At 73.6% G+C, this 19488-nt stretch carries 18 protein-coding genes; 15 read left to right on the forward strand and 3 right to left on the reverse strand.

Translation table 11 applies throughout. The features are described from left to right. Nucleotides 1-18: 18 nt before the first annotated feature. Genes hisF through JQN70_RS03590 form a run of 3 tightly spaced genes read left to right on the forward strand, consistent with a single transcriptional unit; the run spans nt 19 to nt 2086 of the window. Complete coding sequence (gene hisF, locus JQN70_RS03580; protein ID WP_204129955.1) at nt 19-807, forward strand: imidazole glycerol phosphate synthase subunit HisF; 789 nt, start codon at nt 19-21, stop codon at nt 805-807. Between the two features lie 20 nt (nt 808-827). Next, nucleotides 828-1385 (forward strand): hypothetical protein, encoded by a 558-nt coding sequence (locus JQN70_RS03585; protein ID WP_204129956.1) that lies wholly within the window; start codon nt 828-830, stop codon nt 1383-1385. Between the two features lie 29 nt (nt 1386-1414). Continuing rightward, nucleotides 1415-2086 carry a Pr6Pr family membrane protein gene (locus JQN70_RS03590; RefSeq protein ID WP_307835797.1) on the forward strand — a complete coding sequence of 224 codons (672 nt, stop codon included), beginning with the start codon at nt 1415-1417 and terminating at the stop codon, nt 2084-2086. On the opposite strand, the gene JQN70_RS03595 is transcribed toward JQN70_RS03590, so the two are convergent. From JQN70_RS03595 to JQN70_RS03605, 3 genes are all read right to left on the reverse strand, one after another. Then, nucleotides 2061-2432, reverse strand: coding sequence for a hypothetical protein (locus JQN70_RS03595; RefSeq protein WP_204129957.1), 372 nt, complete (start codon nt 2430-2432; stop codon nt 2061-2063). The two genes, JQN70_RS03590 and JQN70_RS03595, sit on opposite strands and share 26 nt — an antisense overlap. A gap of 75 nt (nt 2433-2507) precedes the next feature. Further along, complete coding sequence (locus JQN70_RS03600) at nt 2508-3896, reverse strand: DUF4331 domain-containing protein (protein ID WP_204129958.1); 1389 nt, start codon at nt 3894-3896, stop codon at nt 2508-2510. After that, nucleotides 3896-4159 carry a hypothetical protein gene (locus tag JQN70_RS03605; RefSeq protein ID WP_204129959.1) on the reverse strand — a complete coding sequence of 88 codons (264 nt, stop codon included), beginning with the start codon at nt 4157-4159 and terminating at the stop codon, nt 3896-3898. Before JQN70_RS03605 ends, JQN70_RS03600 begins: the two co-directional genes overlap by 1 nt. A 203-nt stretch (nt 4160-4362) precedes the next feature. Between JQN70_RS03605 and hisI the strand changes: the two genes are divergently transcribed. The 12 genes from hisI (at nt 4363) to pyk (ending at nt 19464) form a co-directional block, all read left to right on the forward strand. Then, the gene (gene hisI / locus JQN70_RS03610; RefSeq protein WP_204129960.1) at nt 4363-4731 is read left to right on the forward strand and encodes a phosphoribosyl-AMP cyclohydrolase; all 369 of its coding nucleotides are present in this window, start codon (nt 4363-4365) and stop codon (nt 4729-4731) included. Beyond that, complete coding sequence (locus tag JQN70_RS03615) at nt 4728-6290, forward strand: anthranilate synthase component I (RefSeq protein ID WP_204129961.1); 1563 nt, start codon at nt 4728-4730, stop codon at nt 6288-6290. The genes hisI and JQN70_RS03615 overlap by 4 nt, the downstream gene beginning before the upstream one ends. Next, a complete protein-coding gene (locus tag JQN70_RS03620) occupies nt 6287-6892 on the forward strand; it encodes a Trp biosynthesis-associated membrane protein (RefSeq protein ID WP_204129962.1) in 606 nt (201 codons plus the stop codon). The genes JQN70_RS03615 and JQN70_RS03620 overlap by 4 nt, the downstream gene beginning before the upstream one ends. A gap of 66 nt (nt 6893-6958) precedes the next feature. After that, nucleotides 6959-7186, forward strand: a complete 228-nt coding sequence (locus JQN70_RS03625) for an HGxxPAAW family protein (protein WP_204129963.1) — start codon at nt 6959-6961, stop codon at nt 7184-7186. 13 nt (nt 7187-7199) lie between these two features. Next, entirely contained in the window at nt 7200-8000 is an 801-nt protein-coding gene (gene trpC / locus JQN70_RS03630) for an indole-3-glycerol phosphate synthase TrpC (protein ID WP_204129964.1), read from the forward strand. A gap of 32 nt (nt 8001-8032) precedes the next feature. Next, nucleotides 8033-9244: a tryptophan synthase subunit beta gene (gene trpB, locus JQN70_RS03635; protein WP_204130159.1), complete on the forward strand. Its 1212-nt coding sequence runs from the start codon at nt 8033-8035 to the stop codon at nt 9242-9244. Next, nucleotides 9241-10071, forward strand: coding sequence for a tryptophan synthase subunit alpha (trpA, locus tag JQN70_RS03640; RefSeq protein WP_204129965.1), 831 nt, complete (start codon nt 9241-9243; stop codon nt 10069-10071). Before trpB ends, trpA begins: the two co-directional genes overlap by 4 nt. A 29-nt stretch (nt 10072-10100) precedes the next feature. Further along, complete coding sequence (locus JQN70_RS03645) at nt 10101-10877, forward strand: DsbA family protein (protein WP_204129966.1); 777 nt, start codon at nt 10101-10103, stop codon at nt 10875-10877. Nucleotides 10878-10908: 31 nt separating this feature from the next. After that, nucleotides 10909-11799, forward strand: coding sequence for a prolipoprotein diacylglyceryl transferase (gene lgt, locus JQN70_RS03650; protein WP_204129967.1), 891 nt, complete (start codon nt 10909-10911; stop codon nt 11797-11799). A gap of 128 nt (nt 11800-11927) precedes the next feature. Then, entirely contained in the window at nt 11928-16469 is a 4542-nt protein-coding gene (gltB, locus tag JQN70_RS03655; protein WP_204129968.1) for a glutamate synthase large subunit, read from the forward strand. Continuing rightward, nucleotides 16462-17922 carry a glutamate synthase subunit beta gene (locus tag JQN70_RS03660; protein ID WP_204129969.1) on the forward strand — a complete coding sequence of 487 codons (1461 nt, stop codon included), beginning with the start codon at nt 16462-16464 and terminating at the stop codon, nt 17920-17922. The genes gltB and JQN70_RS03660 overlap by 8 nt, the downstream gene beginning before the upstream one ends. A gap of 78 nt (nt 17923-18000) precedes the next feature. After that, the gene (gene pyk, locus JQN70_RS03665) at nt 18001-19464 is read left to right on the forward strand and encodes a pyruvate kinase (protein ID WP_204129970.1); all 1464 of its coding nucleotides are present in this window, start codon (nt 18001-18003) and stop codon (nt 19462-19464) included. Nucleotides 19465-19488: the final 24 nt, after the last annotated feature.

Genomic DNA, 19488 nt, shown 5'->3' on the forward strand with positions numbered 1-19488 from the left:
GCGGCTACGCTGGCGCCCGTGTCGGTCGCCGTCCGTGTCATCCCGTGCCTCGACGTCGACGCCGCACGGGTCGTCAAGGGGGTCAACTTCCGGGGCCTGCGCGACGCCGGCGACCCCGTCGAGCTGGCCCGCCGCTACGGCGAGCAGGGCGCCGACGAGCTGACCTTCCTCGACGTCACCGCGAGCAGCGGCGACCGCGCGACGATGTACGACGTCGTCGCCCGCACCGCCGAGGAGGTCTTCATCCCGCTGACCGTCGGGGGCGGCGTGCGCACCGTCGACGACGTCGACCGGCTGCTGCGCGCCGGGGCGGACAAGGTCGGGGTCAACACCGCGGCGATCGCCCGCCCCGAGCTCATCGCCGAGACCGCCGACCGGTTCGGCGCCCAGGTGCTCGTCCTGTCCGCCGACGTCCGCCGGCGCCGGCACGAGGACGGCACTCCCGCAGGCGGGTTCGAGGTCACCACGCACGGCGGACGCACCGGTACCGGGCTCGACGCCGTCGAGTGGTGCGCCCGGGCCGAGTCGCTCGGGGCCGGCGAGATCCTCCTCAACTCGATGGACGCCGACGGCACGAAGGACGGCTTCGACCTCGAGCTGATCCGGCTCGTGCGGGCCGAGGTGCGCGTGCCGGTCATCGCCAGCGGGGGAGCGGGTGCCGTCGAGCACTTCGCCCCGGCCGTCGACGCGGGCGCCGACGCGGTCCTCGCCGCGAGTGTGTTCCACTTCGGTGAGCTGACCATCGGCGAGGTCAAGGACGGCCTCGCCGCCCACGGCCTCCCGGTCCGCCGGGCCACCGCCACCTGACGTCCCGAGGGGGGACCACCGTGCTCGACGACACCTTTGCGCGCGACCTGGTGATGATCGGCGCCGTCTTCGGTGCCGCGACCTTCGCCTGGGCCGGTTGGGCCCAGGAGGGGCCGCCCCCGGCGGGGGGCTGGCGCGTGGTGCTCGGGGTGCTGTCCGTCGCCGGGCTCGCGCTCGCCGGCTGGAGCGGCGTCCTCGCCGCCCGGAACTGGGACGCCGCGACGGCCATCGCCCCCGGCGGCCGCGGATTCACGCTCTACCTCGTCGTCTTCTGGGCCGAGGTCCTCGTCGCCGTCGTGGCAGGGATGCTGCTGGCCCGTGCGGGGCGCTCCGACCTCCTCGCCCCGCTCGTGATGCTCGTCGTCGGCGTGCACTTCGTCGCCCTCGCCGTGGTCTTCGGGCAGCCGGTCCTCCACCTCGTGGCCGTCCTCCTGACGGCCGTGGCGGTGCTCGCGGCCCTCGTCCCGCCCGGTGGCGTCGCGCGCAGCTTCTGGTGCGGGCTGCTCGGGGCCCCGGTGTTCCTCGGGGTCGGCCTCTGGTCGTTCCTGCGCGGCGCGTCGGTGCTCTCGGCCGCCTGAGGCCCGCGTCCCCGGCCTAGGCTCGGCCCGTGACCGCCTCCCGCGCCCGGATGCTGCACCTGCTCGTCGCCGTCGTCGCGACCGGCGCCGTCGCGTTCCAGGCCGTCCTCGTGTTCTCCGGCGAGGCCGTGCTCAACGACGAGGTGCCGCCGCTCGCCACCCGCCTGTACCGCCTCGCCGCCTACTTCACGATCCAGAGCAACGTCCTCGTCGCCGTCACGTCCTGGCAACTGTGGCGCGACCCGGCCCGCGACGGCCGCTGGTGGCGCCCGGTGCGGCTGGCCGCCCTCGTCGGCATCACGGTCACCGGGCTCGTGCACTTCGTCCTGCTGCGCCCGCTGCTCGACCTCGACGGGGCGAACTGGGTGGTCGACAAGCTCCTCCACATGGTCGTGCCGGTGCTCGCCGTCCTCGCCTGGTTCCTCGTCGGCCCGCGCCGTCGGGTCACGTGGCGCACGGTCGGCGAGTCGCTGGTCTGGCCGGTCGTGTGGACCGGGTGGACCCTCGTCGTCGGTGCCCTGAGCGGTTGGTACCCGTACCCGTTCCTCAACCCGGCCAACGACGGTGTCGGTGCGGTGGTCGTCGCCTGCCTCGGCATCACGGTGCTCTTCCTCGCCCTCTTCGCCGGGGTGCGTGGACTGGACCACAGGCTCGCGCCGGCCCCGGCGGGGGAGCTCAGCCCGGCCAGTCGAGCTCGGTGACCTCGCCCCCGACCACCGTCGCCGTCAGCACAACGTCGTCGCCGGGCATCGGGCAGAGCTCGTAGTCGCCGGCGGCCACCGCCGCGTACACGAGCGAGTGGACCGTCCCCGCGGGCGTGGGGCGCCCGACCACCCCGACGTGGGGGTACGCGTGGTCGTGGTCGTGGTCGGTGTGGTGGTGCGTGTGGCCGTGGCGGCGCGTGGCGCCGACCGGGCGGATCTCGACCTCGAGGTCGGCCAGGTCCGGACGGTCGTCGGGCATGGTGACGACGAGGGCGCCGACGTCGTCGCCGATGTCGAGGGGGACCGGTCCCTGACCGGCATCGGGGTTCTCGGGGGTGTGCACGGGACGTCCTCTCACGCGGGGTGGGCGACGGGTCCCGCCCGCCGACCGGTGACGGCCGGCGGACGGGAGCCGCTCTCAGGAGGCGCCGCCCGGCGTACCGGGCGTCGTCTGGTAGCCGCCGGCCGGGGTCCCGAGGTACGGGAACACGTCGAGGAACGGCGGGTTGGTGTTCGTCGTCCCGTCGGTGAGACCGGCCGTGGCGTCGTCGGGGGTGAACGACGGGTCGACGAGGGGGATGGTCGCCCCCGCGACGGCGCGCAGCTCGATGGCGACGACGTCGTCGACCGGTCGCCGGCCGTTGGGGAAGCCCGCGGCGTCCCCGGCGACGAGGCCGATCGGGTTCGGCTTCTTCGCGGGCGGGACCGCGAGGTTGAGCCGGAGCATGTCCGCCTGGTTCGGGCCCGTGTAGTTCTGGAAGCCCGGGACGACCCCCGTGGGGATGCCCGTGAGGAGGATGGCGAGCAGGTCGGCCCGGTCCTTCGTGTAGGCCGCCAGCTTCGGGAAGACCCCCGGGTAGAGCGCCGGCAGGAGGCCGGCGAGCTCGGGCTTCTTCACGTACTGGGCGTAGGCCTTGTCGTACTGCGGGAGCACGGCGTTCCACTTGTCCTTCTCGGCCATCGGCGTGATGACCTCGTTGAACAGGGGGTTGCCGAGGCGCGAGACCTGCTGGAACGGTCCGGTCGAGACCGGCTCGCCGCGCCCCTGGTAGATGACCCGCGTCTTCTGCCGGCTGGCCGTCGCCCAGACCCCGATGACCGAGCGTGCGTCCCCGACGTCCTTCGGGGCCACGTTGCCGGCCGTGAGGTCGGTCTTCGGCACCTGGATGGCGATGCTGTGGACGTTGAGCCCCTGCGTGCCGTTGACCCCTGCCGCGGTCGCCGACGGGATGAGGTGGGCCATCTGGAACGGCCGGAGCGTGCCCAGGTCGAAGATGCTGCCGAGGTCGACGTGGAAGCCCTCGGCCCGCTGCCCCGCGAAGACGGTGCGGCCACCGGCGATGCGGTGCACCGCCTGGGCGGCGAGCTTCGGGTAGTTCGGCGTGCTCCGCGGCCCGACGTTGACCGGTGGGCAGGCGAGCCGGGAGGCGATCTCCTTCCAGCCCTTGCCCTTCTGGTAGCGCGTCACCGTGTAGTACTGGGGACGGTTCCAGGTCGAGTCGCTGATCGACGTGATCGGGCCGGTGTTGTAGAGGAAGGTCTTCCGGTTGCGGATGCCTGTCGTGAACCGGAACCGGTAGGTGACGTCGGGCTCGCCCGCCGTGCCCGAGTTGCTGATGTTGATCTCGTAGAGCACGTCGTCACCGAACTCGTAGAAGTTCGGCCCGCCCTGGGGGTTCTGGAACGGGATGAAGTTCGCGATGAGGGTGACGGTGTCCGGCTTGTCCGGGCTGACGAACGCGTAGACGTCGGTGTTGTCGGCGACCGGGTCCTTGGAGATCTCCGGTGCCTCGCGGTGGGAGGACATCAGGCCTTCCCCCCTGCCGCCTTGACGAGCCGGCGGACGAGGGCGGGGTCGTGGACCTCGACCTCCTCCTCGCCGACCATGAGCGAGATGACGCCGGTGCCGGGGTCCTCGATGAAGGCGACGAGGACGGCGCCGTCCAGGTCCTCGAGCGCCTCGTCGCGCGTGCGTGGTGAGGCCTGCGCTGCCGCGGCCGTGGCGACGACGGCGATGGCCGTCCCCGACCCTGCCGCTGCCAGCAGGCCGCGTCGTGATGTCCCTGCCATGGGTGATCCCTTCCTGGGGGCGCGGGAGAGCTCCCGCGCAGGAGCGGGTCGCCGGGGTCGACCACGAGGGTCCACGACGACCCGTCGTGGTTCGGAGCCGAGCGCGATCCGGATGGGTTTGCGCCCGAGGAAGGGACGAACGTCTCGACGGCCACCGACGGACCCCGGTCGGCGCACCGACCCGGTCGCGGCAGAATGGGCGCGTGCCGACCCCCGACGCCCTCGACCCCGCCCTCGCCGCGCGCCTCAAGCGCGACGACCAGGGCCTCGTCGCCGCCGTCGTCCAGCAGCACGACAGCGGCGAGGTCCTCATGCTCGGCTGGATGGACGACGAGGCGCTGCGCCGCACGCTCACCGAGGGGCGGGTGACCTTCTGGTCGCGCAGCCGCGCGGAGTACTGGCGCAAGGGCGACACCTCCGGCCACGTGCAGCACGTCCGCTCGGTCGCGCTCGACTGCGACGGCGACGCCGTGCTCGTGCGCGTCGACCAGGTCGGGGCGGCCTGCCACACCGGCGACCGCACCTGCTTCGACGCCGGCGACCTCGGCGCGACCGTCGGGGGAGGGGCGTGAGCTCGCCGGCCGCCGAGACCCCCGACCTCGCCTACGGTCAGACCTGGCCGGGGCTCGACGTCTTCGGCGTCCTCGCGCGCGACCGGCGCGTCATCCCCGTCGTGCGCCGGCTGATGGGTGACGCCGAGACGCCGGTCGGGGTCTACCGCAAGCTCGCCGGCGACCGGCCCGGCACGTTCCTCCTCGAGTCCGCCGAGCACGGCGGCGTCTGGTCGCGGTGGTCGATCGTCGGGGCCGCGAGCCGCGCCACCCTCACCGAGAAGGCCGGCCTCGCGCACTGGGTCGGCGAGCCCCCGGTCGGCGTGCCCACCGAGGGTCCCGCCACCGAGGCGCTGCGCGCGACGATGGAGGCGCTCGCGACCCCGCCCATCGCCGGGCTGCCCCCACTCACCGGCGGGATGGTCGGCGCCATCTCGTACGACGCCGTCCGGCGCTGGGAGAAGGTCCCCGCCGAGCTCCCCGACGAGCTCGGCCTGCCCGAGCTCTCGATGGTGCTCGCCACCGACCTCGCCGTCCTCGACCACGCCGACGGCTCGATCCTCCTCGTCGCGAACGCGGTCAACTACGACGACACCGACGAGCGGGTCGAGGAGGCCTGGGCCGGCGCGGTCGCGCGCCTCGACGCGATGACCGCCGCCCTCGCGGCCCCCGCCCCGAGCACGGTGGCCGTCGTCGACACCGCGGCCGTCGACGACGCGATGGGCCGAGTCCGCTCGAACACCACCCGCGAGCGGTACGAGGAGGTCGTCGAGCTCGCGAAGGAGGACATCCGGGCCGGCGAGGTGTTCCAGGTTGTCCTCTCGCAGCGGTTCTCGCTCGACTGCCCGGCCGACCCCCTCGAGGTCTACCGCGCCCTGCGCGCCTCCAACCCGAGCCCGTACATGTACCTCTTCCGGCTGCACGACGCCGACGGCTCCGAGTACGCCGTCGTGGGCAGCAGCCCGGAGGCGCTCGTGCGGGTGACGGGCGAGCGGGCCATCACCCACCCGATCGCCGGGTCGCGCCCCCGGGGCAAGACCCCGGAGGACGACGTGCGCCTCGCCGACGAGCTGCTCGCCGACCCCAAGGAGCGCAGCGAGCACGTGATGCTCGTCGACCTCGGCCGCAACGACCTCCAGCGCGTGTGCCGCCCGGGCACCGTCGACGTCGTCGAGTTCATGGACGTCCGCCGCTACAGCCACGTCATGCACCTCGAGTCGACGGTCGTCGGCGGCACCCGCCCCGGGGCCGGCGCCTACGACGTCCTCGTCTCGACCTTCCCGGCCGGCACGCTCAGCGGCGCGCCGAAGCCGCGGGCCCTCGCCCTCATCGAGCGGTACGAGCCCTCGCGCCGGGGCGTCTACGGTGGTGTCGTCGGTTACCTCGACTTCCACGGCGACCTCGACATGGCCATCGCCATCCGCACCGCGGTCGTCAAGGACGGAGTGGCCCACGTCCAGGCCGGCGCCGGCATCGTCGCCGACTCGGTCCCGGCCCGCGAGCACGAGGAGTGCGTCCACAAGGCCACCGCCGCCCTGCGGGCCGTCGCCACCGCCGGGGCGATGCGGACCGTCTCGTGAGGCGGCTCACCGGCAAGGGCCCGGTCGCCCTCCTCGCGCTGCTCGGCGCCGGCGTCGTCCTCGTCGCCGGCTTCCGGCCCTGGGTCTCGGGCACCGTCGCCGACGCCGTGCTCGGCGGCAGCCGGGTGCTCGCCTCCGGGTCGGAGGTCGCCCCCGGGCTGTCGGCGGTCGCGCTCGCCGTCGCGGCCGCGGCCGTCGCGGTCGTCGCCGCCGGCCGGGTCGCGCGGGTCGTGGCCCTCGTCCTCTGGGTCGTCTGTCTCGGCACCGCCGGGGTGCTCGTCGGGCGGGTCCTCGCCGACCCGTCCGGGGTCCTCGGCCCGGTGGCGGCGGCCCGCGTGGGCCGCACGGGCACCGTCGCGGCGACCGCCACGGCCACCGCCTGGCCGTGGGTCGCGGCGCTCGGCCTCGTGCTCGCGGCCGCGGCGCTCGCGGCCGCGGTCGTGGGCCGCCGGCGGTGGGCCGCACCCTCGCGCCGCTACGAGCGGACCGACGCCCCCGAGGGTCACGTCGCCGGGTCGCGCGGCGAGCGCGTGGGCACGGCCTGGGACGACCTGTCGGCCGGCCGCGACCCGACCGACGTCGGCGACGAGCGCCGGACCTGACAGAATCGACCCCGAGCACCCGACCGCCGGGCCCCTCCGGGCCCCCAGACCCGTAGAGGTGGACCCATGGACGAGCACGAGGACCACGGCCACAGCGTCGCCGCGTGGACCGCCGTGACGATCATCATCGTCGCGTCCGTCATCATGTCCGTCGCCGTGGTGTTCCCGAACCGCTGGCTCTTCGTCGGCGGGGCCGTCCTCGCCGTCGTCGGCGCGGTCGCGGGCAAGGTCCTCTCGATGGCGGGGTACGGCGCGGCCGGCCGCGACCACGAGCAGGCCCCCTCGATCCGGTGACGGTCGCCGCACCGTGACCACCGTCCTCGACGGCATCGTCGCCGGGGTCCGCGAGGACCTCGCGCTGCGCGAGGCCGCCCGTCCGCTCTCCGCCGTCCGCGAGGCCGCGGCCGCCGCGCCGCCGGCCCTCGACGCCGAGGCCGTGCTGCGCCGTCCCGGGCTCTCGCTCATCGCCGAGGTCAAGCGCGCCAGCCCGAGCAAGGGCGCGCTCTCCGACATCCCCGACCCCGCCGCGCTCGCCACCCGCTACGCGGCGGGCGGGGCCGCGGCCATCTCGGTGCTCACCGAGGCGCGGCGCTTCGGCGGCAGCCTCGACGACCTCGACGCCGTGCGTGCCGCCGTCTCGGTCCCGGTGCTGCGCAAGGACTTCGTCGTCAGCGAGTACCAGGTGTGGGAGGCGCGGGCCCACGGCGCCGACCTCGTGCTGCTCATCGTCGCCGCCCTCGACGACGCCACGCTCGCCCGGCTGCTGGCCCTCGTCGGCGAGCTGGGGATGACCGCCCTCGTCGAGGTGCACGACGAGCCCGAGACCCAGCGCGCGCTCGACGCCGGCGCGACGGTCGTCGGCGTCAACGCGCGCAACCTCAAGACCCTCGAGGTGCACCCCGACACCTTCTCCCGGCTGCGGCCCCTCCTGCCCGCCGGCGTCGTCGCGGTCGCGGAGTCCGGCATCGGCGGTCCCGAGGACGCGGGCTCGTACGCGTCGCAGGGCGCCGACGTCGTCCTCGTCGGGGAGGCCCTCGTGCGCACCGGCGACCCGTCGTCCGCCGCTGCGGCCATCGTCGCGGCCGGGGCCCCGGAGGTGGCGTCGTGAGCGAGCACCCCGAGGTCGTCGACGGTCCCGAGCTGACCGTCGAGGAGCTGCCGCGCCCCGGGCGCTTCGGCGACTTCGGCGGCCGGTTCGTCCCCGAGGCCCTCGTCCCGGCCCTCGACGAGCTCGACGAGGCGCGCCAGAAGGCGGCCGTCGACCCCGAGTTCCAGGACGAGCTGGCCCGCCTGCACGCCACGTACACCGGCCGGCCGAGCATCGTCACCGAGGTGCCGCGGTTCGCCGCGCACTGCGGCGGGGCCCGGGTGGTCCTCAAGCGCGAGGACCTCAACCACACCGGGTCGCACAAGATCAACAACGTCCTCGCCCAGGCCCTGCTCGCGAAGCGGATGGGCAAGACGCGGGTCATCGCCGAGACCGGCGCCGGCCAGCACGGGGTCGCCACGGCCACGGCGGCCGCGCTCATGGGCCTGGACTGCACCGTCTACATGGGCCGGGTCGACACCGAGCGCCAGGCCCTCAACGTCGCCCGGATGCGCATCCTCGGCGCCACGGTCGTGCCGGTCGAGCACGGCAGCGCGACCCTCAAGGACGCCATCAACGAGGCGCTGCGCGACTGGGTCACCAACGTCGGCACGACGCACTACATCATCGGTACGGTCACCGGCCCGCACCCGTTCCCCGAGATGGTCCGCGACTTCCACGCGATCATCGGCGAGGAGGCCCGGGCCCAGGTCTTCGAGCTCACCGGCCGGCTGCCCGACGCCGTCATCGCCTGTGTCGGCGGCGGCTCGAACGCGATGGGCATCTTCCACCGCTTCGTCCCCGACGCCGGGGTGCGGCTCATCGGTGTCGAGGCCGGGGGAGAGGGCGTCGACTCCGGGCGGCACGCGGCCCGGTTCGCCGCCGACGCCACCCCGGGCGTGCTGCACGGCGCGATGAGCTACCTCATGCAGGACGACGACGGGCAGACCGTCGAGTCGCACTCGATCTCCGCCGGGCTCGACTACCCGAGCGTCGGCCCGGAGCACGCCTTCCTGCGCGACTCCGGGCGTGCCGAATACCGGTACGCCACCGACGACGAGGTGATGGAGGCCTTCACCCTCCTGTGCCGCACCGAGGGCATCATCCCGGCACTCGAGTCCGCGCACGCCCTGGCCGGCGCGATGGCCGTCGGCCGCGAGCTCGGCCCCGACGCGCTCCTGCTCGTCAACCTCTCGGGCCGCGGCGACAAGGACATGCACACCGCCGCCGCGTGGCTGGGCCTGGCGCCCGAGGGCACGCAGTGAGCACGGCCGTCGCCGGGGTGGCCGAGACCCTCGCCCGGTGCCGCGCCGAGGGCCGCGCCGCCCTCGTGGGCTACCTGCCGGTCGGGTACCCGACCGTCGAGGGCTCCCTCGAGGCGATGCGCGTCCTCGTCGAGGCGGGGTGCGACGTCGTCGAGGTCGGCATCCCGTACAGCGACCCCGTCATCGACGGCCCGGTCATCCAGCAGGCGACGAGCGAGGCGCTGGCCGCGGGGACCCGCGTCGACGACGTCTTCACCGCGGTGGCCACCGTCCGCGAGGCCGGGGCGACCCCGCTCGTCATGTCCTACTGGAACCTCGTCCTGCACCGCGGCGTCGAGCGCTTCGCCGGCGACCTCGCGGCCGCCGGCGGCGCCGGGCTCATCACCCCCGACCTCATCCCGGAGGAGGCCGACGAGTGGGTCGCCGCGAGCGACCGCCACGGCCTCGACCGCGTCTTCCTCGTCGCGCCGAGCAGCACCCCCGAGCGGCTGGTGCGGGTCACCTCCGCCTGCCGCGGCTTCGTCTACGCCGCGTCGACGATGGGGGTCACCGGCGCCCGCAGCAGCGTCGACACCGACGCGCGCGGGCTCGTCGAGCGGGTGCGCGCCGTCACCGACGTGCCGGTGTGCATCGGGCTCGGCGTCTCGACCCGCGAGCAGGCCGCCGAGATCGGCGCGTACGCCGACGGCGTCATCGTCGGCTCGGCGCTCGTGCGCGCGCTCGGCGGCGACGGGGAACTCGCGCCACGGCTCGAGGCGTTGCGCACACTGACCACCCGGCTCGCAGCAGGCGTCCGCGAGGCCGCCCGCACCACCGACCAGCCCTGATCCGGACACCGAGAGGCACACCCAGCACCATGGCGAAGAAGACCAGCTCGACCAAGGCCGCCGGCACCGCGCGCCAGGCCAAGATCCAGGCCGCGCAGAAGGCGTCCGGTGGCGGCTCGAACAAGATCGTCGTCGCCACCGTCGTCGTCGTCGTGGCCATCGTCGCCGTCGTCGGCGGGGTGGTGTGGTCGCAGGCGAAGAAGCAGGCGAGCGTCGGGACCAGCACGGCCGTGCCCGCCGGCTCCTCGATGGGCAAGCCGTTCCGCGCGTACGCCGACGTCACACCGGTCGCCGGCGCCCCCACCGTTGACCTCTACGAGGACTTCCAGTGCCCGAACTGCGGGCAGTTCGAGGGCATCCTCGGCGAGACCATCCGCGACCTCGGCCAGTCCGGCAAGATCGTCCTCAACTACCACGTGCTGAACTTCCTCGACAAGAATACCGGCGCCCGGAATTCCACCCCGGCGGCCAACGGCGCCTTCTGCGCCGCGACGACCGGCAAGTTCCAGCAGTTCCACGACGCGGTCTACCGCAACCAGAAGACCGAGGGTGAGGACGTGGACCAGGCCACACTCGACGGATGGGCCAAGGTGGCTGGTATCACCGGGTCCGCCCTGACGGCCTGGAACACGTGCGTCGCCGATGGCACGTATGACAGATACATCCAGTCCGTCAACGACGCGGCATTCAAGCTCCCCGGCTTCCAGGGCACACCCACCGTCAGCATCAACGGCGAGATGAAAGATCTGCGGACGGTAGGCACGGTGGAGGGCTTCACCAAGGCCGTCCAGGACGCCACGAAGTGAGCACCCCGGCCCCGGCCGAGGTGACCCCCACGTGATCGCCTACCTCCCGAGCCCCACCGTCGGCGCGCTGCACCTCGGCCCGCTCACCCTGCGGGCGTACGCGCTGTGCATCCTCGCCGGCATCGTCCTCGCGGTCTGGCTCACCGGGCGGCGGCTCGCCGCCCGGGGGAGCGACCCCGGCGTCGTGCTCGACGTCTCCGCCTGGGCGGTGATCTTCGGCATCGTCGGCGGCCGGCTCTACCACGTCGTCACGACCCCGGGTCCGTACTTCGGCGAGGGCGGGAACCTCGTCGACGCCCTGAAGATCTGGAACGGCGGGCTCGGCATCTGGGGCGCGATCTCGCTCGGTGCGCTCGGGGCCTGGATCGGCTGCAAGCGCTCGGGCGTGCCCTTCCTCCAGTTCGCCGACGCCGCGGCCCCGGGCGTCGCCTTCGCCCAGGCCCTCGGCCGGTGGGGCAACTGGTTCAACAACGAGCTGCACGGCGCGCCGACCACCCTCCCGTGGGGCCTGCGGGTCTACGAGTGGGACCAGTCGGCCGGCCGGGCGGTCACCGACTCCGCGGGCGACCCCGTCGTCGCCGGGGTCTTCCACCCGACCTTCCTCTACGAGTTCCTCTTCCTCGTCGTGCTGGGCGTCCTGCTCCTCGTCGTCGACCGGCGGCGGCGGCTCGCGCCCGGCCAGCTCCTCGGGCTCTACGTGGCCGGCTACCCCATCGGGCGGATCGTCGTCGAGAAGATGCGCACCGACGAGGCCGAGCTGATCCTCGGGCAGCGGCTCAACGTCTGGACGAGCGTCCTCGTCTTCCTCCTCGGCCTCTGGATCGTCTGGTTCACCGGTCGGCGGGCGCGCTCCCGTGACGCTGCCGACGGGCCGGTCGACGAGCCCTCCGACGAACCCTCCGAGTCCCAGGATGTGGGATAGGCCGGCTCGAATGGCAAGACGCGGGGGGTCGGGGCTAGCATTCCGGCACGTGGCCAACGTCGTCCGCGCCTGACCTTGCCGTGCCCGGTCCCGCGAGGGGCCGTCGACCCCGAGGACGGTGATGCGACGTGACCGTCGCCCGCTTCTCCGCCCAGCCCGACGACGTCGGCCTCTACCGCCGCGCGCACGAGCACGACGCGTGCGGTGTGGCGATGGTCGCGACGATGCGGGGGAGCGCCGGTCACGACATCGTCGTCCACGCCCTCGACGCCCTGCGCAACCTCGACCACCGGGGGGCCACCGGCGCCGACCCGCTCGTCGGTGACGGCGCGGGCATCCTCACCCAGGTCCCCGACCGCTTCTTCCGGGCCGTCCTCGACGTCGAGCTGCCGCCGGCCGGGGCCTACGCCGCCGGCATGGCCTACCTGCCCACCGACGACGCCGCGCGCGCCGACGCCGAGCGCCGCATCGCCGAGATCGCGCAGGAGGAGGGCCTGACCGTCCTCGCCTGGCGCGACGTGCCGGTCGTCCCCGACCTCGTCGGCGAGGCCGCCCGCGCGACGATGCCCTGCTTCCGCCAGCTCTTCGTCGGTGCGCAGGACGGCCGCTCGGGCATCGAGCTCGACCGGGTCGCCTTCGCCCTGCGCAAGCGCGCCGAGCGCGAGGCCGAGGTGTACTTCCCGTCGCTGTCGGCCCGCACGGTCGTCTACAAGGGGATGCTCACCACCGGCCAGCTCGAGCCGTTCTTCCCCGACCTCTCCGACGAGCGGTTCGCCACCGAGCTGGCGCTGGTCCACTCGCGCTTCTCGACCAACACCTTCCCCAGCTGGCCGCTCGCGCACCCCTACCGGCTCATCGCCCACAACGGCGAGATCAACACCGTCAAGGGCAACCGCAACTGGATGCACGCCCGCGAGAGCCAGCTCGAGTCCGACGTCCTGCCGGGCGACCTCTCCCGGCTCTCGCCGGTCTGCACCCCCGAGGCGTCCGACTCGGCCTCCTTCGACGAGGTGCTCGAGCTGATCCACCTCGGCGGTCGCAGCCTGCCGCACGCCGTCCTCATGATGATCCCCGAGGCGTGGGAGAACCACGACTCGATGGACCCCGCCCGCCGCGCCTTCTACGAGTTCCACTCGACCTTCATGGAGCCGTGGGACGGCCCGGCCGCGGTCTGCTTCAGCGACGGCACGCTCGTCGGCGCCGTCCTCGACCGCAACGGCCTGCGCCCCGGCCGGTACTGGGTCACCGACGACGGCCTCGTCGTCCTCGCCTCGGAGGCCGGGGTCCTCGACCTCGAGCCCGAGAACGTCGTGCGCCGCGGCCGCCTGCAGCCGGGCCGGATGTTCCTCGTCGACACCGCGGCGGGCCGCATCGTCGGCGACGAGGAGGTCAAGTCCGGGCTCGCCGGTGAGCACCCGTACGAGGAGTGGCTGCACGCCGGCCTCATCGAGCTCGGCGACCTCCCCGAGCGCGAGCACATCATCCACACCGCGGCATCCGTCGCGCGCCGCCAGCGCACCTTCGGGTACACCGAGGAGGAGCTCAAGGTCATCCTCGCGCCGATGGCCCGCACCGGGGCCGAGGCGCTCGGGTCGATGGGCACCGACACGCCGATCGCCGTGCTCTCCGACCGCCCGAGGCTGGTCTTCGACTACTTCACCCAGCTCTTCGCCCAGGTCACCAACCCGCCGCTCGACGCCATCCGCGAGGAGCTCGTCACCTCCCTCGCGAGCTCGATCGGGCCCGAGGGCAACCTCCTCGACGCCGCGGCCGCCCACGCCCGCCAGGTGGTCCTGCCCTTCCCGGTCCTCGACAACGACGAGCTCGCCAAGCTCGTCCACATCAACGCCGACGGCGACCTGCCGGGCTTCGAGACCGTCGTCGTCCGCGGCACCTACGACGTCAGCGGGGGAGAGGCGGCGCTGCGCGCGCGGCTCCACGAGATCTTCGCCGAGGTCTCGGCCGCCATCGAGGAGGGGGCGCGCTTCGTCGTGCTCTCGGACCGCGACTCCGACCGCGACCTCGCCCCCATCCCGTCGCTGCTCCTCACGAGCGCGGTGCACCATCACCTCATCCGCGAGAAGACCCGCACGCAGGTCGGGCTCATCGTCGAGGCCGGCGACGTGCGCGAGGTGCACCACGTGGCGCTGCTCATCGGCTACGGCGCCGCCGCGATCAACCCGTACCTCGCGATGGAGAGCGTCGAGGACATGGTGCGCCGCGGCGACATCACCGACGTCACCGAGGAGAAGGCGGTCGCCAACCTCATCAAGGCGCTCGGCAAGGGCGTGCTCAAGGTGATGTCGAAGATGGGCATCTCGACCGTCGCGTCCTACCGCGGCGCGCAGGTGTTCGAGGCGATCGGCCTGGCCCAGGACCTCGTCGACGAGTTCTTCACCGGAACGGTCAGCCAGCTCGGCGGCGTCGGGCTCGGGGTGCTCGCGGCCGAGACGGCGGCCCGCCACGAGGCGGCCTACCCGCCGGACGGCATCCGCCAGGCGCACCGCAAGCTCGTCGTCGGCGGCGAGTACCAGTGGCGCCGCGAGGGCGAGCCGCACCTCTTCGACCCCGACACCGTCTTCCGGCTCCAGCACGCCACCCGGCAGCGCCGCTACGACGTCTTCAAGCAGTACACCCAGCGCGTCGACGAGCAGTCCGGGCGGCTGATGACCCTGCGCGGCCTCTTCGCCCTCGGGGGCGACGAGCCGCGCGAGCCGGTGCCGCTCGAGGAGGTCGAGCCGGTCGAGGCCATCGTCAAGCGCTTCTCCACCGGCGCGATGAGCTACGGCTCGATCAGCAAGGAGGCGCACGAGACCCTCGCCGTCGCGATGAACCGGCTCGGGGCCCGCTCGAACACCGGCGAGGGCGGCGAGGACGTCGACCGCCTCCTCGACCCCGAGCGCCGTTCGGCGATCAAGCAGGTCGCCTCCGGGCGCTTCGGCGTGACGTCGATGTACCTCACGCACTCCGACGACATCCAGATCAAGATGGCCCAGGGCGCCAAGCCGGGCGAGGGCGGGCAGCTGCCCGGCCCGAAGGTCTACCCGTGGGTGGCGCGCACCCGGCACTCGACGCCCGGCGTCGGGCTCATCAGCCCGCCGCCGCACCACGACATCTACTCGATCGAGGACCTCGCCCAGCTGATCCACGACCTGAAGAACGCCAACCCGTCCGCGCGGGTGCACGTCAAGCTCGTCTCCGAGATCGGGGTCGGCACGGTCGCGGCCGGGGTCAGCAAGGCGCACGCCGACGTCGTCCTCATCAGCGGGCACGACGGCGGCACCGGCGCCGCACCGCTCACCTCGCTCAAGCACGCCGGCGGGCCGTGGGAGCTCGGTCTGGCCGAGACCCAGCAGACCCTCGTGCTCAACGGGCTGCGCGACCGGATCGTCGTCCAGGTCGACGGGCAGATCAAGACCGGCCGCGACGTCGTCGTCGCCGCGCTGCTCGGTGCCGAGGAGTTCGGGTTCGCCACCGCGCCGCTCGTCGTCTCCGGCTGCGTCCTCATGCGGGTCTGCCACCTCGACACCTGCCCGGTCGGCATCGCCACCCAGAACCCCGAGCTGCGGGCCCGCTTCTCCGGCCGCCCGGAGTTCGTCGAGACCTTCTTCGAGTACATCGCCGAGGAGGTCCGCGAGCACCTCGCCGCGCTCGGGTTCCGGAGCATCGAGGAGGCCATCGGCCAGATCCGGCACCTCGACACGAGCCGGGCCGTCGAGCACTGGAAGGCCTCGGGGCTCGACCTCTCGCCGATCCTCGCGCAGGTCGAGAGCCCCGACGGCTCGGGCATCCGGCACCGCGTCGGGCAGGACCACGGCCTCGAGAAGGCGCTCGACCACCAGCTGATCGCCGCGGCGCGCGACGCCATCGACAACGGCGAGCCGGTCTCCGCCGCCTTCGCGATCCGCAACGTCAACCGCACCGTCGGCACGATGCTCGGGCACGAGGTCACCAAGGCCCACCCGGACGGTCTCGCCGACGGCACGATCGACCTCACCTTCACGGGGTCGGCGGGGCAGAGCTTCGGTGCCTTCCTCCCCGGCGGCATCACGCTGCGGCTCGAGGGCGACGCCAACGACTACGTCGGCAAGGGCCTGTCCGGCGGGCGGGTCGTCGTCCGGCCCGCGCCGGGGTCGGCCCTCGTCGCCGAGGACAACGTCATCGCCGGCAACGTCATCGGCTACGGCGCGACCTCCGGCGAGCTCTTCCTCCGCGGCCGGGTCGGCGAGCGGTTCTGCGTGCGCAACTCCGGCGCCACGGCCGTCGTCGAGGGCGTGGGCGACCACGGCCTCGAGTACATGACCGGCGGCACGGCGCTCGTCCTCGGCCCGACCGGGCGCAACGTCGCGGCCGGGATGTCCGGGGGCGTCGCCTACGTCCTCGACCTCGACCCCGCGCGGGTCAACCCCGAGCTCGTCGACCTGCGCCCGCTGCGGGCCGAGGACGAGCTCGTCGTCCACGACCTCCTCGAGCGCCACCACCGGTGGACCGACTCCTCGGTCGCGGCCCGACTCCTCGCCGACTGGGGCAGTGCCCGGTCGGCCTTCACCCTGGTCCTCCCGCGCCAGTACCAGCGCGTCCTCGACGTGCGGGCCAAGGCGGAGACGGAGGGCCTCGACCCCGACGGCGCCCAGGTGTGGGAGCGGATCATGGAGGCCTCCCGTGGCTGACCCCCAGGGTTTCTTGAGGACGCGCGAGCGCGAGCTGCCGCGGCGGCGCCCGGTGCCGGTGCGCATCCGGGACTGGAAGGAGGTCTACGAGGACCAGCCGGTCCCCGAGCTCCAGCGCCAGGCGGGCCGCTGCATGGACTGCGGGATCCCGTTCTGCCACAGCGGGTGTCCGCTGGGAAACCTCATCCCCGAGTGGAACGACCTCGCGTGGCGCGGCGAGTGGCGCGAGGCCATCGACCGCCTCCACGCCACGAACAACTTCCCCGAGTTCACCGGCCGGCTCTGCCCGGCGCCGTGCGAGTCGGCGTGCGTGCTCGGCATCAACCAGCCGCCGGTCACCATCAAGCAGGTCGAGGTCAGCGTCATCGACCGGGCCTTCGAGAACGGCACCGTCCTGCCGCAGGCCCCCGAGCGGCTCTCCGGCAAGACCGTCGCCGTCGTCGGCTCCGGCCCGGCCGGGCTGGCCGCCGCGCAGCAGCTGACCCGCGCCGGGCACACCGTCGCCGTCTACGAGCGCGCCGACCAGCCGGGCGGCCTGCTCCGCTACGGCATCCCCGAGTTCAAGATGGAGAAGGCCGTCCTCGACCGGCGGATCGCGCAGATGAAGTCCGAGGGGACCCGGTTCCGCACCGGCGTCTCCGTCGGGCAGGACATCACCGGCGCCGACCTCCGCAAGCGCTTCGACGCCGTCGTCGTCGCCATCGGGTCCACCGTCCCGCGCGACCTCCCGGTGCCGGGGCGCGAGCTCGACGGCGTCGTCCAGGCGATGGACTTCCTCCCGCCGGCCAACCGGGTCGCCCTCGGGCAGACCGTCGAGGGCCAGGTCACGGCCCACGGCAAGGACGTCGTCGTCATCGGCGGCGGCGACACCGGCGCCGACTGCATCGGCACCGCGCACCGCCAGGGCGCCCGCTCGGTGACGAGCCTCGAGATCATGCCGCAGCCCGGGGTCGACCGCTCCGACGCGCACCCGTGGCCGACCTACCCGATGCTGTTCCGCGTCGCGTCCGCGCACGAAGAGGGCGGCGACCGCGTCTACGCCACGACGACGAGCGAGGTCGTCGGCGACGAGCACGGCCGGGTGCGGGGGCTGCGCCTCCACGAGGTCCGCATGGGCGAGAGCGGCTTCGAGAAGGTCGAGGGCTCCGAGCGCGAGATCCCGGCCCAGCTCGTGCTCCTCGCCATGGGCTTCCTCGGTCCCCAGGCCGAGGGCCTCCTCGAGCAGCTCGAGGTCGAGAAGGACCCGCGCACCAACGTCGCCCGCGACGGCCACTTCATGTCCTCGGTGCCCGGCGTCTTCGTCGCCGGCGACGCCGGCCGCGGTCAGTCGCTCATCGTCTGGGCGATCGCCGAGGGCCGCTCGGTGGCCCACGAGGTCGACGCCTGGCTGATGCACAAGCCGTCCCGGCTGCCGCGTCCGGTGGGCCCCACCGACCGCCCGCTCACGGCCTGAGCGCGGGGTCGGCGGCGGGGTCGCCCGTCATGTGGCCCGCGTCACGGTGGAAACGGTTGCACCGATAGGCTCGACACCATGCGTCGCGCGAAGATCGTCTGCACCCTCGGCCCGGCCACCTCCTCCGCGGAGAACCTGCGCGAGCTCGTCAAGGCGGGCATGGACGTCGCCCGGCTCAACCTCTCGCACGGCTCGCACGCGGACCACTCGCGCGTCTACACCGACGTGCGCGCGGCGAGCGACGCGGTCGGGCGCGCGGTGGGCATCCTCGCCGACCTCCAGGGCCCGAAGATCCGCACCGCGCGCTTCGCCGACGGTCCCGTGGTGCTCGTGGGCGGGGCCACCTTCACCATCACGACGCGCGACGTGCCGGGTGACGTCCACGAGGTCGGCACCACGTACGCCGGCCTGCCGGGCGACGTGCACTCCGGCGACCGCATCCTCATCGACGACGGCAAGATCGCCCTCATCGCCACCGAGGTCACCGAGACCGACGTCGTCTGCCAGGTGCTCGAGGGCGGCCCGCTGAGCAACAACAAGGGCATCAACCTGCCCGGCGTCGCGGTCTCGGTGCCGGCGCTGTCGGAGAAGGACGAGGACGACCTGCGCTGGGCGCTGCGCACCCGCGTCGACATGATCGCGCTGTCCTTCGTCCGCACCGCCGACGACATCCGCCGGGTGCACGAGATCATGGACGAGGAGGGCATCCGCCTCCCGGTCATCGCCAAGATCGAGAAGCCGCAGGCCGTCGAGAACCTCGACGAGATCATCCGCGCCTTCGACGGCGTCATGGTCGCCCGCGGGGACCTCGGGGTTGAGATGCCCCTGGAGCAGGTGCCCCTGGTCCAGAAGCGCGCCTGCGAGATCGCCCGCCGCCGGGCCAAGCCGGTCATCGTCGCCACCCAGGTGCTCGAGTCGATGATCGAGAACTCGCGCCCGACCCGCGCCGAGGCCTCCGACGCCGCGAACGCCGTCCTCGACGGTGCCGACGCGCTGATGCTCTCCGGCGAGACGAGCGTCGGGAAGAACCCGTTCGCGGCCGTGCGCACGATGGCCCGCATCATCGAGAACACCGAGACCCACGGCCTGCACCGCATCCGGCCGCTCGGCACCCGCCCGAACTCCAAGGGTGGGGCGGTGACCGCGGCCGCGGCCGAGATCGGCGAGCTGCTCGGGGTCAAGTACCTCATCACCTTCACCGAGAGCGGCGACTCCTCGCGCCGGCTGGCCCGGGTGCGCCCGCGCATCCCGCTGCTGGCCTTCACCCCGAACCAGGCCACCCGCAGCCAGCTCGCGCTGTCGTGGGGCGTCGAGACCTTCCTCGTCGGCAAGGTCCGGCACACCGACGAGATGGCGATGCAGGTCGACGAGGTCCTGCTCGGGCTCGGCCGGGTCAAGGAGGGCGACAACGTCGTCATCGTCGCCGGCTCGCCCCCCGGCATCCCGGGGTCGACCAACGCCCTGCGCGTGCACCGCGTCGGCGACGCGAAGAACCGCGTCGCGGCGGCCTACGTCGACGCCGCCCACGACGGACGGGCCTGAGGCCGGCCGGGGGCCCGTCGGTAG

The sequence above is a fragment of the Phycicoccus sonneratiae genome, assembly GCF_016887965.1.
Lineage (GTDB): Bacteria > Actinomycetota > Actinomycetes > Actinomycetales > Dermatophilaceae > Phycicoccus > Phycicoccus sonneratiae.